A 15,545-nucleotide genomic window follows, 5' to 3' on the forward strand; every position below is an offset into this window, starting at 1 on the left:
ACGGGTGAAGGGGGACATGCTGCGTGCATATTCTTGTTGTTAGTGTAAATTATCGAACAGCCCCTGTAGAATTTCGTGAGAAACTCACATTTCAGGCAGCAGAGCTAGAGCGAGCGATGACTACATTACAAAATCAAAAGAGCGTGTTAGAGAATGTCATTGTATCAACTTGTAATCGCACTGAGATTTATGCTGTTGTCGATCAATTACACACGGGACGGTATTATATTAAGAAATTTTTAGCTGATTGGTTTCAGCTTGAAATAGAAGAAGTCGCACCATATTTAACTATTTTTGAACAAGATGGTGCAATAGACCATTTATTCCGCGTAACGTGCGGTTTAGATTCTATGGTAGTGGGAGAAACACAGATTTTAGGCCAAATAAAAGATAGCTTTTTAGAAGCACAACAAGTTAAAGCAACAGGCACAATTTTTAATGAATTGTTTAAGCAAGTCATTACATTAGCAAAACGTGCCCACTCAGAAACAACAATTGGTGAAAGTGCGATGTCTGTTAGTTATGCTGCTGTTGAGCTTGGAAAGAAAATATTTGGCGAGTTAACGGATTGTCACGTGCTTATTCTTGGTGCTGGTAAAATGGGCGAACTTGCATTGCAAAACTTATATGGAAGTGGTGCTCGTAAAGTAACAGTTATGAATAGGACGCTTTCGAAAGCAGAAGTAATGGCTGAGAAATATATGGGACATGCAAAATCATTAAGCGAATTACAATGTGCATTATTAGAAGCAGATATTTTAATTAGTTCAACTGGTGCATCTGATTATGTCATTACGAAAGAGATGATGACAAAGGTGGAGAAAATGCGCTCTGGTCGTCCTTTGTTTATGGTTGACATTGCAGTGCCACGTGATATTGATCCAGCGATTGATGAGCTAGAAGGTTCTTTCTTGTATGACATTGATGATCTGCAAGGAGTAGTGGAGGCAAACCGTGCTGAGCGTTTGAAAGAAGCAGAGAAAATTCAATTTATGATTGAAGAGGAAATTGTTCTATTTAAAACGTGGTTAAGTACACTTGGTGTTGTTCCGTTAATAGCAGCTCTTCGTGATAAGGCACTTGCAATCCAAAGTGAAACGATGGTAAGCCTAGAGCGAAAAATACCAAACCTTAGTGATCGTGAGAAAAAAGTTATTAGTAAGCATACGAAAAGTATTATTAATCAATTATTAAAAGACCCAATTTTAGTAGCAAAAGAAATAGCTGCTGAAGAGGGAGCGAGCGAAAAACTAGCGTTATTTGCAAAGATTTTTGATTTAGAAACGGAAGAAGTAGAGAGTCGTGCGGAAGAAGTAGAACATAAAAGAGTGTGGACACCATCCGTTCCATCTTTATAATTTGGAAGGATGATCGGATGAGTTTTTTAAATAACAGTATTATTTATCATATTGCAATTATTTTATATGCTTGTAGCATTAGTTTATATTTTATAGATTATTTCCAAAGTAACCGAAAGGCGAACCGATTTGCTTTTTGGTTACTTTCGATTGTATGGGTATTGCAGTCTATTTTTATGTTGCTTAGGGCGACAGATTCAGAAACGAATCCCATTTTAACTTTATTATCAGGGATTTATTTTTATGTTTGGTTATTGATTACGATGTCGTTAGTCATAAATCGATTTATGCGCGTTGACTTTTTAGTCTTCTTTACAAATGTTGTTGCATTTGGCGTAAGCGCTTTTTCTATTTTTACACCGCTCGGAAAGATGTCGCCAGTACTTGCAGAGCAATTAGTTTCAGAACTTGTATACGTGCATGTTGGAATGGCGATTATTTCTTATGCAACGTTTACGGTATCGTTTATTTTTTCTATTATGTATTTACTGCAATATCGCCTATTAAAAAAGAAAAAGTGGAATGCGAGATTAAGAAGGTTAGGGAATTTACCGAAGCTTGAATCTACGTCTTACGGATTAAATTTATTTTCTGTTCCATTTTTCTTACTAGCAATTTTATTGGGGTGTATATGGGGATATACAAAATTGGACAATTTCCATTGGTATGATACGAAAGTAATCGGATCTTTTGTCGTTCTATTTGTGTATTGCACAGGTTTATATTTACGAGCGGCAGATGTGTTGCAAGGTAAGAAAATTGTACAGTGGAATATCGGATCGTTTCTCGTAATGCTAGTAAACATTTTTCTATTAAGCAGTTTATCCAATTTCCACTTTTGGTATTTATAATGAGGAGAGAGAATTATGCGCAAAATTATTGTAGGGTCACGAAAGAGTAAACTAGCATTAACGCAAACAAACTGGTTTATTGATCAGTTAAAAGCGCTAGGTCTACCATATGAATTTGAAGTGAAAGAAATTGTCACAAAAGGTGATGTTATTTTAGATGTTACTCTTTCAAAAGTAGGCGGAAAAGGCTTGTTCGTTAAAGAAATTGAGCATGCGTTACTTACGAAAGAAATCGATATGGCTGTACATAGTATGAAAGATATGCCGGCCGTACTTCCAGAAGGTTTAATGATTGGCTGTACACCAAAGCGTGTTGACCCTCGGGATGCTTTTATCTCAAAAAATGGAGCATCGTTTAAAGAGTTAGCGGAAGGTGCTATTTTAGGTACGAGTAGTTTAAGACGTAGTGCACAGCTACTCGCTGCGAGACCAGATTTACAAGTGAAGTGGATTCGCGGGAATATCGATACACGTTTACGTAAATTAAAAGAAGAAGATTACGATGCGATTATTTTAGCGACAGCTGGATTACAAAGAATGGGCTGGGATGATGAAGTTATTACAGAACATTTAGATGAAACGTTATGTGTACCTGCTGTAGGACAAGGTGCATTAGCGATTGAATGTCGTGAGGATGATAAGGATTTATTGCAATTGTTAGCGCATATTAATGATGCGATAACAGAAAGAACAGTGGCAGCGGAGCGAGTATTTCTTCATAAACTTGAAGGTGGATGCCAAGTTCCAATCGCTGGATATGCAACCCTTACAGAAAACGATGCAATCGAATTAACAGCTCTTGTTGGCTCTATGGATGGCTCTGTTTTATTAAAAGAGACAGTAGTGGGTACTAATCCTGAAGAAGTAGGATTAGAGGCCGCGGACCGTTTAATTAAACAAGGCGCCAAAGAACTCATTCTTGCTGCAAATAAGGAGCAACAATAAATATGAACGCTCTCGCTGGAAAAACGGTATTGATTACACGTGCCCAGCATCAAGCGAAACAAATGAGTGTAGCAGTGAAAGAAAAGAGCGGAATTCCATTGGAAATTCCGCTTTTGCGTATGGAAGGTATGTCTCATAGGCAAATTCAACATATTGAAGAGCAGCTACATTCATACGACTGGGTTATTTTTACGAGCAGAAATGGTGTAGCTTTTTTTCTAGATAGTTTAAAAAAGAACCTACCACTAACCATTAAAATCGCTGCGGTAGGTGTGAAAACAAAATTAGAGTTAGAAAAAAGGGGCTATCAAGTTCATTTTGTCCCGAATTCATTTGTTGCAGAAGCATTTGCCGAAGAGTTTCTAAAAGAATTAAATGGAAACGAACGTATTTTATTTCCAAAAGGCAATTTAGCAAGAGATGTAATACCAGTTAAACTGCGTGAAATTGGTGTTTCTCTAGATGAGTTGATCGTATACGGTACGAAAGTGAATGTAGAAAAAAAGCAAGAGCTTATAGCAGCGTTGAAGTTAGGAGAAGTAGACATTATTACATTTACGAGTCCTTCAACTGTTACTAGTTTTGTTCGTTTACTTGAGGGTGCAAACTGGAGAGAATGGACAAAAAAATGTACAATTGCTTGTATAGGACCTATTACGGAAAAAGAGGCAAGTCGTTATTTTCCGTCTGTTATTGTGCCGAAAGAGTACACTGTAGAAGCATTACTACAATGTGTTTGTGAATCTATAAAATGAAAGAATGGGGATAGAAATCTATGAACTCTTTACAATTTAATCGTCATCGTCGTTTAAGACAAAGCGGGGGCATGCGTGCGCTTGTGCGTGAAACGTTTTTACATACGGAAGATTTTATTTACCCTATTTTTGTATTAGAAGGTGAAAATGTTCGTAATGAAGTTCCTTCTATGCCAGGCGTATATCAAATTTCTTTAGATTTATTGCAAGCTGAAATGCAAGAAGTTGTTGATTTAGGTATTCGTTCTGTTATTGTATTTGGTTTACCTGCTGAAAAGGATGAAGTTGGATCATCAGCATATTGTGATCATGGAATTGTACAACGTGCTATTCAGCAAATTAAAGGTGATTTCCCTGAGCTAGTAGTAGTCGCAGACACATGTTTATGTCAATTTACAAGCCATGGTCATTGCGGTGTAATTGAAGATGGTATTATTTTAAATGACGAGTCTCTTGCAGTTCTTGCGAAAACAGCTGTAAGTCAAGCGAAAGCAGGAGCGGACATTATTGCGCCATCAAACATGATGGACGGCTTCGTAACAGCAATTCGCCATGCATTAGACGAAAGTGGTTTTGGACACGTGCCAGTTATGTCGTACGCTGTGAAATATTCATCAGCATTTTATGGACCATTCCGTGATGCTGCGCACGGTGCACCGCAATTTGGTGACCGTAAAACATATCAAATGGATCCGGCAAACCGTATGGAAGCATTCCGTGAAGCAGAATCAGATGTAATGGAAGGTGCAGATTTCTTAATCGTAAAACCAGCTCTTTCTTACTTAGATATCGTTCGTGATGTGAAAAATAACTTTAATTTACCAGTTGTCGCTTATAATGTAAGTGGTGAATATTCGATGATTAAAGCGGCAGCGCAAAATGGCTGGATTAATGAAAAAGAAGTTGTTCTTGAAAAATTAATTAGTATGAAACGTGCAGGAGCAGACTTAATTATTACGTATCATGCGAAAGATGCAGCAAAATGGTTACAAGAAGGAGGCGCTAAATAATGAAAAAGTTTGATAAATCGATTGCGGCGTTTGAAGAGGCACAAGACTTAATGCCTGGTGGCGTAAATAGCCCGGTTCGTGCTTTTAAATCTGTTGGGATGAATCCGTTGTTTATGGAGCGTGGAAAAGGCTCTAAAGTATATGATATTGATGGGAATGAATACATCGACTACGTATTATCATGGGGGCCTTTAATTCATGGTCATGCAAATGATCGTGTTGTAGAAGCGTTAAAATCTGTTGCTGAAAGAGGTACAAGCTTCGGTGCACCAACAGAAATTGAAAATAAATTAGCAAAACTTGTTATTGAGCGCGTGCCATCAATTGAGATTGTGCGTATGGTTAACTCTGGAACGGAAGCAACAATGAGTGCACTACGTTTAGCTCGTGGTTATACAGGTCGTAATAAAATCTTGAAATTTATTGGTTGTTACCACGGTCATGGTGATTCGCTATTAATTAAAGCTGGTTCTGGTGTGGCGACTTTAGGTTTACCAGATAGTCCTGGTGTACCAGAAGGTGTAGCGAAAAATACGATTACAGTAGCTTATAACGATTTAGAAAGCGTAAAATACGCGTTTGAACAATTCGGTGATGATATTGCTTGTGTAATTGTAGAACCAGTAGCAGGAAATATGGGGGTTGTTCCTCCGCAGCCTGGATTTTTAGAAGGTCTTCGTGAAGTAACAGAACAAAACGGTGCATTGCTTATTTTTGATGAAGTAATGACAGGGTTCCGAGTAGCTTATAATTGTGGCCAAGGTTATTATGGCGTAACACCTGATTTAACATGCTTAGGTAAAGTAATCGGTGGTGGTTTACCAGTAGGAGCATACGGTGGTAAAGCAGAAATTATGCGCCAAGTTGCACCAAGCGGACCGATTTACCAAGCTGGTACTTTATCAGGTAATCCACTTGCAATGGCAGCAGGTTATGAAACGTTAGTACAGTTAACGCCAGAATCATATGTAGAATTTGAGCGTAAAGCTGAAATGTTAGAAGCTGGATTACGTAAAGCAGCTGAAAAACATGGCATTCCACATCATATTAACCGTGCAGGTTCTATGATTGGTATTTTCTTTACAGATGAGCCCGTTATTAATTACGATGCAGCAAAATCTTCAAACTTAGAATTCTTTGCGGCTTACTATCGTGAAATGGTAGAACAAGGTGTATTCTTACCGCCATCTCAATTCGAAGGTTTATTCTTATCGACAGCACATAGTGACGCAGATATTGAGGCGACGATTGCAGCAGCTGAAATTGCAATGTCAAAATTAAAATAATGTATTAGAGAAAAATCGCTCTCCATAAGGGGAGCGATTTTTTTTTATTCATAAAGTAAGCTTTCCCTACATAAATCTGTAATGACATATAGTTTGGGAGGGGGAAAAGAAGTGGCTGCAGATCATTCGTTACGATTTTCATTAAAAGAATCTGTTTGGTTCCAAAAGGGACAGGAAGTCGATGAACTTTTGTCAATTTCGTTAGATCCAGACGTTGAGATAGAAGAGCTTGATCATGAAGTAATCGTGAGAGGGCAATTAGATTTAACGGGAGAGTATGTTGCACGAAAAGATGATTCGGCGTATTCATTAAGAGAACTATCGCCAGCAAAGTCAATTGATTATGTAGAAACAAGGGAAGATGGGGTTAATGAACTTGTTCATTCCTTTCCGCTTGAAATATCAATTCCGAGAAATCGAGTGAAAGTAATTGAAGAGCTATATGTATCGATTGAGGAATTTGATTATGAATTAAAGGAAAATGGTTGCTTACAATTATTAGCGGATATATCTATTACCGGTTTGTGTGATGAAGAGAGAAACGAGGATGAAGCTGAAGAGGAAGAAACGGTGTATGCTGAGTTAGAAGAAGATTCAGCGCAAGAGGATGAAAATAGACCGGCGCCGCATGTAGAAGAACCAGCATATAAGGAATCAGATGAGTGGGAAGATTACGCATTTGAACCGTTCCAATTAGAGGAAAGAAAAGAGCAGGACTTAGAAGAAGAGAAGATAGAGGAACATGAATTTGTGGAGCGTGAAGAGGAGCAAGAAACAACGCCGCAATTTGAATTGTTTGGGCGAAAAGATTTCAAGAAAGAAAAAGCGAAAAAGCAGGAAGAACAAGAAGAAGAGTACTCACAGCGAGATGAAAATGCGCTTTATTTAACAAAACTATTTACGAAAGAACCAGAAGAAGAATTTACAAAGTTAAGAATGTATTTCGTGCAAGAAGGGGATACAATTGAATCTATTGCAGAACGTTATGAAACGTCTGTGCAAAATGTGTGCCGTGTCAATCAAACAGAAGATATATTTTTAAATACGGGGCAAATTATTTATATTCCCGTTTCAAGGGTAAAGGCGAAATAAGGAAGTGAGTGTTTTCACTCGCTTCTTTTCTTAGAGGCTATGTTTTGAATAGAAAGGGTTATTCGTATGGATATTGAATTACGAAATCACTATGAACCTATCGTGAGGCAATATAGATTGGATACGCAGCATATGGAAGAGCACGGAAGCGTAATGAAAATTTATACGAATCAAGGTCCATATGCACTCAAGAAAATAGAAGGCAGAAAGTTAGAGCGGAATAATTTTCTGCATCATATTCAATATTTGAAGGAGAAAGGTTTTTCAAATTATGTACCTATATACCACGCGACGGATGGAAATTATATTTTAAGTGACGGGACGTATAATTATTATTTAATGCCTTGGTTAGAACGTGCAGAAGGAAACGGCGAGGATAATGATCAATACCATAAAATGTTTCAGACACTTGGAACGTTGCATCAAAAAACTGTGAAGGAAGAAACATATACGGAAGAAGATTTAGAAAAACATTATACAACTATATCCGATCGCTGGGAAAATGATGGTGAGATGTTAGAAGAGTTTCTCGTAGAATCTGAATCCAAATGGTATATGTCCCCGTTTGAATTACAATATTGTACGTACTATCATCATGTAATGAGAGCGCGTGAATTTGCAACGAAGCAATTAAATGAGTGGAACGATGCGATGAAAGAAAAAGAGAAAACACGTATTACTTTTGTGCATGGTAACGTGTCACTTAATCATTTTTTATTTGACTATGAGCGAAATGGCTATTTTATTAGTTTGGAAAAATCGAAGTTTGCAACGCCTGTGCAAGATATAGTAGGTTTTTATTCACGGTCTTTAAACACATATCCAATCGCAAGAAGTGATCGGTTTGAATGGTTTCAAATGTATCAAAAAAATTTCCCTTTTACGAAAGAAGAGCAACTACTTATGTTTGCGTATATGACGTATCCATCGCAATTTATTCGGCAAATCCAGTCTTATAAGAAAAGAAGAGATAATCGCAACGAGGAAAATGAACTGCGCGGAGTAAAGAGTTTGCAACAATCGCATTGGCTCGTTAGCAATATAGAATATTTCCTGTCACAATTACAAGCTGCCCAGCAAGGGAACGGGTAAAGTAAAACTTTAATCAGCGGGTGGCTCCAACCTAACTTCTTTGCTTCAGCTGAATTTTGAGGTGGGGTCTTATTGCCCGCAAATAGCGGGATAAAGAAGATAAGTAGAGAATGCTACTTATCTTCTTTATATTCACCCGAAAAGTCATAGTTTTAAATTTATCTTGACGAATAAGGTTTCGTTTTTTACACTATTGTATATAATAATTAACAATCATATAAATGCCTTGAAGGGGAAGAGTATAACATGAAACGTCTTCAGAGAGGAGAATCAGTAGCTGGGAGATTCTCTAGATAGTTATGTTAGAAGGTAGCCCTGGAGCATCTTTTCTGAACAGAATAGTTCTCATTAGGAAAAGACGGATTTGTCCGTTATCAAATTAAGAGTATAAGCAAATTATGAATTTGTTTGTAAATAAAGGTGGTACCGCGATGTCCCTCGTCCTTTTTGGATGAGGGACATTTTTTATTTTAAGGAGGGAAAATAATGTCAAACACGGAAAAGAATTTACCAACTAAATATGATCATATGTCCGTTGAAGAAGGCCTTTATCAATGGTGGCTTGAAGGCAAATATTTTGAAGCAACAGGAGACGAGAAGAAACAACCGTATACAATTGTAATTCCACCTCCGAACGTAACTGGTAAGTTACACTTAGGTCATGCTTGGGATACAACTCTTCAAGATATTTTAACTCGTACGAAGCGTATGCAAGGTTACGATGTGCTATGGCTTCCAGGAATGGACCATGCTGGTATCGCAACACAAGCGAAAGTAGAAGGAAAACTTCGTGAAGAAGGTATTTCACGTTACGATCTTGGCCGTGAGAAATTCCTTGAAAAAGCTTGGGAGTGGAAAGAAGAGTACGCTTCTCACATTCGTCAACAATGGGGGAAAGTCGGTTTAGGACTAGACTATTCTCGCGAACGTTTCACATTAGACGAAGGTTTATCTGATGCGGTTAATAAAGTATTCGTTCAATTATACGAAAAAGGCTTAATTTACCGCGGTGAATATATTATCAACTGGGATCCAGCAACACGCACAGCTCTTTCTGATATTGAAGTAATTCATAAAGAAGTTCAAGGTGCATTCTACCATATGAACTATCCGTTAACAGACGGTTCAGGTCACATTCGCCTTGCTACTACTCGTCCAGAAACGATGCTTGGTGATACAGCGGTAGCAGTTCATCCAGAAGATGATCGTTACAAACATTTAATCGGAAAAACAGTTACACTTCCAATCGTAGGTCGTGAGATTCCGATTATTGCTGATGAGTACGTAGAAAAAGACTTCGGAACAGGCGTTGTAAAAATTACACCAGCTCATGACCCGAACGACTTTGAAGTAGGTAACCGTCATGACTTACCACGCATCTTAGTAATGAACGAAGATGGATCGATGAACGAAAAAGCTGGTAAATATAACGGTATGGATCGTTTCGAATGCCGTAAAGAATTAGTGAAAGACTTACAAGAAGCTGGCGTATTAGTAGAAATCGAGCCACATATGCATTCAGTAGGTCATAGTGAGCGTAGCGGTGCAGTTGTTGAGCCTTACTTATCAACACAATGGTTCGTAAAAATGGCTCCACTTGCTGAAAAAGCAGTAGCGCTTCAACAAAAAGAAGAAGAAAAAGTAACGTTCGTACCAGAGCGTTTTGAAAACACATATTTACGATGGATGGAAAATATTCATGACTGGTGTATTTCTCGTCAATTATGGTGGGGACACCGTATTCCAGCTTGGTACCATAAAGAAACTGGTGAAGTATACGTAGGTACAGAAGCACCAGCAGATATTGAAAACTGGAATCAAGATAACGACGTACTTGATACATGGTTCAGTTCAGCGCTATGGCCATTCTCAACACTTGGTTGGCCAAATGAAGATTCAGCAGACTTCAAACGTTACTATTCAACAGATGCACTAGTAACGGGTTATGACATCATCTTCTTCTGGGTATCTCGTATGATTTTCCAAGGTTTAGAGTTTACAGGCGAGCGTCCATTTAAAGATGTATTAATTCACGGTTTAGTTCGTGATGAGCAAGGTCGTAAGATGAGTAAATCTCTTGGTAACGGTATTGACCCAATGGATGTTATCGAGAAGTACGGTGCAGATGCAATGCGCTATTTCTTATCAACAGGAAGTGCACCAGGTCAAGATTTACGTTTCAGCATGGAAAAAGTAGAATCTACTTGGAACTTCATTAATAAAATTTGGAACGCATCACGTTTCGTATTAATGAACATGGATGATATGAAGTATGAAGAAATCGATTTAACTGGTGAAAAATCAGTTGCAGATAAGTGGATCTTAACTCGCTTAAACGAAACAATCGAGAGTGTAACACGTAACATGGATAAATATGAGTTCGGTGAAGCTGGTCGTTCATTATACAACTTCATTTGGGATGATTTCTGTGACTGGTACATTGAAATGGCGAAACTTCCACTATACGGTGAAGATGAAGCAGCTAAGAAAACGACTCGTTCTATTTTAGCTTACGTATTAGATCAAACAATGCGTCTATTACACCCATTCATGCCATTCGTAACAGAGAAAATTTGGCAACATTTACCGCATGAAGGCGAATCTATTACAGTAGCTGCGTGGCCAACAGTTCGCGAAGATTTACAAGATACGGAAGCTGCGGCAGAAATGCACCTTCTAGTTGATATCATTCGCTCTGTTCGTAATATTCGTGCAGAAGTAAATACGCCAATGAGCAAAAAAGTTCAAATGCAAATTAAAGCAAAAGATGAGGCTGTACTTGCTCAACTTACGAAAAATAGCTCTTACATTGAGCGTTTCTGTAACCCAAGCGAATTAACAATTCAAACGGACTTACAAGCGCCAGAAAAAGCAATGACTGCAATCGTATCAGGTGCAGAGTTATTCTTACCGTTAGCTGATCTTATCAATCTTGATGAAGAGAGAGCTCGTCTTGAGAAAGAACTTGAGAAGTTCGATAAAGAAGTAGAACGTGTACAGAAGAAACTTTCTAACCAAGGTTTCGTAGCGAAAGCTCCTGCAGCGGTTATTGAAGGAGAGCGTGCGAAAGAGCAAGATTACCTAGAAAAACGCGAAGCAGTTCGTCAACGTCTAGCAGATCTTGAAAAGTAAAAATATTTTTAGAGACTCACTATATTGGTGAGTCTCTTTTCTTTGCGTATAATAGAACTATGAAAGTTGTCTTTTGAAAGGGGAAAAGCATACGTGATACATACATACGAAGAAGCGATAGGGTGGATTCATAGCCGATTGAAATTTGGTATTAAACCAGGATTAGAAAGAATGAATTGGATGCTAGAAGAGCTCGGAAATCCAGAGCGTCATATAAAATGTATTCATCTTGCTGGTACAAATGGAAAAGGTTCAACGTTAACATATATGCGTTACATGTTAGAAGGCGCGAAATATAAGGTAGGAACGTTTACCTCTCCTTACATCGAAACATTTAATGAACGCATTAGTGTGAATGGAACACCAATTGCAGATGAAGAGATTACTGAACTCGTAAAGATGGTAAAACCAGTCGTGGAAAAACTAGATGAAACGGATTTAGGGGAAGCGACTGAGTTTGAAATTATTACTGTTATGGCAATTTGCTATTTCGGTAAAGTCAATTTCTGTGATGTTGTTTTATTTGAAACAGGGCTCGGTGGACGTTTTGATTCTACCAATGTTATACACCCTGTTCTCACGATTATTACGAATATCGGTCACGATCATATGCATATTTTAGGGAATACACTAGGAGAAATTGCATATGAAAAGGCGGGGATTATTAAGTCTGGTGTGCCGGTAATTACTGGTGTAAAAGATGAAGAAGCTTTGCAAGTCATTCAAAATGTTGCACAGGAAAACCATGCAAACTTATACGAACTTGGCAAGCATTTTACAGCGTTACATAAACAGTCTAACGAAGATGGGGAACAGTTTGATTTTACTTGTCCTTTTACCGCATTTGAAGATTTGCAAATCTCAATGAAAGGTATCCATCAAGTAGGAAATGCAGCGCTAGCACTTATGGCAGTAATGTATGTAAAAACATATTTATCATTTTTAATTGAGGAAGAGGGAATAAGAACGGGATTACGGGAAGCGTATTGGATTGGGCGCTTTGAAAAGCTACAAAGTAACCCGGATATTATTATAGATGGTGCTCATAATCCAGAAGGTATCGAAAGCCTTGTGAAAACAGTAGAAGCGCATTACAAAGATAAAAATGTAATAGTTTTATTTACTGCCCTTGGTGATAAACAATTGCATAACATGGTAGGCCGATTAGAAACCATTGCAGATGAAATGATTTTTACAACATTCGCCTTTGATCGTGCTATTTCTGCAGACAAGCTTGCATCATATTCACAAAAAGAATCAAAATTAGTTTTTGAAAATTGGAAAGAGGCAATTGATACAAAAGTTGAAATGATAGGGGAAAATGATGTTTTTGTCATAACAGGTTCTCTTTATTTCATTTCTGAAGTTCGAAAATATATTCGAGAGAAAAACTAGATAGTCTTTGCTATCTAGTTTTTTTGTTCTACAAATGAAGTCAAATGCATACATATAAGATAAATATATAGGGTTATTTGGCGAATTCCTCTGACAAATATCTCGTTTTTTTATGAAATGAATATGATATGATGCGGACAACGATAAGAGGTGAGGTGTGAGTGTATGGACAAGCAATCACGAACGATCTCAGTGAAAGTGAATGGAACAGAAGCGAAGTATGAGGAAAAAAAGAAAGATGAATTTGAATGGATGGTAGTAGAAAGTGAACGACCTAAAAATGTTGTTCCGTTTCAAAAAGCGAAATCAGTGTCTGTGGAAAAATACCGAAAGAAGTGGAGTAATACATTAATTGCAATCGTTGCAACCGCAATTATTATCGGTACGACGTTTGGAATGGGGATGCTTCATTTACTTACTGGACAAGGAACAACAGGAGGAAGTGAAGTAACTGCTTCAAGGCCGACTGGAAATGGAGAATCAAAGGTGGGTGGAACGGCAGAACAAACACCAGCACCGAAAGAAGAAAAACAAAAGGCGCAGACAGGAACGTCATTGGATCCGATGAAATTATTCTTTGTTCAAGGGGGGCTTTATTCTTCTGAAGAAAAGGGACAGGCAGCTCTTGAAGAATGGAAAGGCAATGGGGGCATTGGTGCTTTGAGACCGAGCGGGGATAAGTATGCAATAGTTGTTGGTATTGCTAGCGATGAACAGGCTATAAATCAATTAATGACTAAGTATAAAAATGATGGTGTCTCCGTTTTAAAAAAGAACTGGGATATAACAGATAAAGCATTGCTGAAAGATGATAAAGAAGTAGGAACATTTTTAACAAAAGTGCAGCCATTATATACTCATTTAGCCAAATATGCTTCTAGCGTACAAGTTGGTGGGAAAAGCAGCGCAAAAGATATAGAAGTGATTGAAAAAGAATGGAAAGCGATTGAAAAAGAAGGGAAAAGTATGAAGCGAGAAGAAGCAAAGAAACTGTATATGTATACGTCGGTAGCTGTACAAACAGTAAAAGATGGGAAAATGGATAAGGAATCTTTGGCGAAATTAAATCAAGTTATTATTGATGGCTTACTCTCGTATGAAAAAATTGTTTCGTAGAAAGTGAAATGATAGGATAATAAAATGAGTAAGAAAGAAGTACATGTACTTCTTTCTTTTCTTTTGAATTTAGAGCAAAGTGCTTTCTCTATGACAGGAATATAATCGTATGCAATAAAGAAGTGTTATTTTTAGTTAGAGAAATTAATATTTCTTTCATTTGTGGGCAAACTATTCCTTTGATACGATTGATATAAATTGTTCTGCTTCATGTGAGAAAGGAAGGAGAAAATATGAAAAAAATAATTTTAGCTTCAGGGTCACCTCGGAGGAAGGAATTGCTTGAGTTAGCTAGCGTACCATTTGAAATCGTTGTAAGTGAAGTAGAGGAAACAATTGGTGCATATTCATCGCCTTCTGATATTGTAATGTCGCTTGCCTTGCAAAAAGCATCAGCGGTTGCAGAAAATAATAGTGATCACATTGTGTTAGGTGCAGATACAATTGTTACATATGAGTCGCGTATCCTTGGTAAGCCTTCTAATGAGGATGAGGCGAAAGAGATGTTACAATTACTATCTGGGAAAACACATGAAGTGTATACAGGTGTTGCGATTATATCAAAAGAAAAAACGGTTACTTTTTATGAGCGTACAGAAGTTACGTTTTGGGAATTAACAGAAGAGGAAATTGATACATACGTCGCGTCGAAAGAACCTCTTGATAAAGCAGGTAGTTATGGGATTCAAGGTAAAGGGTCTATTTTCGTTCAACATATTCAAGGGGACTACTATAGTGTAGTTGGCTTACCAATTGCACGTCTCGTTCGAGAATTAAAACAATTTGATATTGATGTAACCCATGCGTAAAATTGCATGGGGTTTTCTTTGAGAGAACAAATAAAGGGGTGGAGAGATGAACGGTATTCGTGATGTTGTAAGAGAAGAACAACCACGGGAGCGTTTATTGTTAGAAGGTGCTGGAAGTTTATCAAATCGAGAGCTCCTTGCAGTGTTACTCAGAACAGGTTCTAAAGAAGAAACAGTTTTAAAGTTGTCAGATAAAATTTTACACCAATTTGATGGCTTACGTATGTTGAAAGATGCAACATTAGAAGAGCTAATTAGTATACATGGTATTGGGATTTCAAAGGCATCGCAACTTATGGCAGCCTTTGAGCTAGGCAGAAGAATGGTACGTTTAGAATATCAAAATAGATATAGTATTCGAAGTCCAGAAGATTGTGCGAAATACATGATGGAAGAAATGCGCTTTTTACAACAAGAGCATTTTGTTTGTTTATATTTAAATACAAAAAATCAAGTTATACATAGGCAAACGATCTTTATTGGAAGTTTAAACACGTCAATTGTACACCCAAGGGAAGTTTTTAAAGAAGCCTTCCGTCGTGCAGCAGCCTCTATCATATGTCTTCATAACCATCCCTCAGGAGATCCCTTATCCATAGTACAATAAACTATAGTATTGAAAGTAATTAAAGAAGGAAAACTTGGATATTTTTTTACTTTAAATTATTATTAATTAAAGGTTTAATTTAAAGTTGTTAAAGTAT

At 37.6% G+C, this 15,545-nt stretch carries 13 protein-coding genes and 1 other annotated feature; all 13 genes read left to right on the forward strand.

The features are described from left to right. Positions 1-23 precede the first annotated feature (23 nt). The 13 genes from hemA (at position 24) to radC (ending at position 15,448) form a co-directional block, all read left to right on the forward strand. Positions 24-1,358 carry a glutamyl-tRNA reductase gene (hemA, locus tag IBT51_RS17600; RefSeq protein ID WP_088024433.1) on the forward strand — a complete coding sequence of 445 codons (1,335 nt, stop codon included), beginning with the start codon at positions 24-26 and terminating at the stop codon, positions 1,356-1,358. Between the two features lie 17 nt (positions 1,359-1,375). Then, positions 1,376-2,209 carry a cytochrome c biogenesis protein gene (locus IBT51_RS17605; protein ID WP_000009005.1) on the forward strand — a complete coding sequence of 278 codons (834 nt, stop codon included), beginning with the start codon at positions 1,376-1,378 and terminating at the stop codon, positions 2,207-2,209. A gap of 15 nt (positions 2,210-2,224) precedes the next feature. Beyond that, the gene (gene hemC / locus IBT51_RS17610; protein ID WP_016080168.1) at positions 2,225-3,154 is read left to right on the forward strand and encodes a hydroxymethylbilane synthase; all 930 of its coding nucleotides are present in this window, start codon (positions 2,225-2,227) and stop codon (positions 3,152-3,154) included. Positions 3,155-3,156: 2 nt separating this feature from the next. Next, positions 3,157-3,909, forward strand: coding sequence for a uroporphyrinogen-III synthase (hemD, locus tag IBT51_RS17615; protein ID WP_200458511.1), 753 nt, complete (start codon positions 3,157-3,159; stop codon positions 3,907-3,909). A 20-nt stretch (positions 3,910-3,929) separates the two neighbouring features. Beyond that, positions 3,930-4,919: a porphobilinogen synthase gene (hemB, locus tag IBT51_RS17620; protein ID WP_089171803.1), complete on the forward strand. Its 990-nt coding sequence runs from the start codon at positions 3,930-3,932 to the stop codon at positions 4,917-4,919. Further along, on the forward strand, positions 4,919-6,205 hold the full coding sequence (hemL, locus tag IBT51_RS17625) for a glutamate-1-semialdehyde 2,1-aminomutase (RefSeq protein ID WP_000712942.1): 1,287 nt from the start codon (positions 4,919-4,921) through the stop codon (positions 6,203-6,205). Before hemB ends, hemL begins: the two co-directional genes overlap by 1 nt. An 81-nt stretch (positions 6,206-6,286) precedes the next feature. After that, the gene (gene spoVID, locus IBT51_RS17630; RefSeq protein WP_157676137.1) at positions 6,287-7,297 is read left to right on the forward strand and encodes a stage VI sporulation protein D; all 1,011 of its coding nucleotides are present in this window, start codon (positions 6,287-6,289) and stop codon (positions 7,295-7,297) included. Between the two features lie 66 nt (positions 7,298-7,363). Then, a complete protein-coding gene (gene ysxE / locus IBT51_RS17635; RefSeq protein ID WP_000350660.1) occupies positions 7,364-8,389 on the forward strand; it encodes a spore coat protein YsxE in 1,026 nt (341 codons plus the stop codon). Positions 8,390-8,606: 217 nt separating this feature from the next. Next, positions 8,607-8,838: a binding site (T-box leader), on the forward strand. A gap of 37 nt (positions 8,839-8,875) precedes the next feature. Beyond that, entirely contained in the window at positions 8,876-11,521 is a 2,646-nt protein-coding gene (locus IBT51_RS17640; RefSeq protein WP_000072222.1) for a valine--tRNA ligase, read from the forward strand. A 93-nt stretch (positions 11,522-11,614) separates the two neighbouring features. Next, positions 11,615-12,916, forward strand: a complete 1,302-nt coding sequence (locus IBT51_RS17645; protein ID WP_088024437.1) for a bifunctional folylpolyglutamate synthase/dihydrofolate synthase — start codon at positions 11,615-11,617, stop codon at positions 12,914-12,916. 165 nt (positions 12,917-13,081) lie between these two features. Further along, complete coding sequence (locus IBT51_RS17650) at positions 13,082-14,032, forward strand: hypothetical protein (RefSeq protein WP_023523114.1); 951 nt, start codon at positions 13,082-13,084, stop codon at positions 14,030-14,032. A 233-nt stretch (positions 14,033-14,265) separates the two neighbouring features. After that, positions 14,266-14,841: a Maf family protein gene (locus IBT51_RS17655; RefSeq protein WP_029443367.1), complete on the forward strand. Its 576-nt coding sequence runs from the start codon at positions 14,266-14,268 to the stop codon at positions 14,839-14,841. Positions 14,842-14,887: 46 nt separating this feature from the next. Continuing rightward, positions 14,888-15,448: a RadC family protein gene (radC, locus tag IBT51_RS17660; protein ID WP_200458512.1), complete on the forward strand. Its 561-nt coding sequence runs from the start codon at positions 14,888-14,890 to the stop codon at positions 15,446-15,448. Positions 15,449-15,545: the final 97 nt, after the last annotated feature.

Source organism: Bacillus sp. S71 (assembly GCF_016625265.1).
Taxonomy (GTDB): Bacteria; Bacillota; Bacilli; order Bacillales; family Bacillaceae_G; genus Bacillus_A; species Bacillus_A cereus.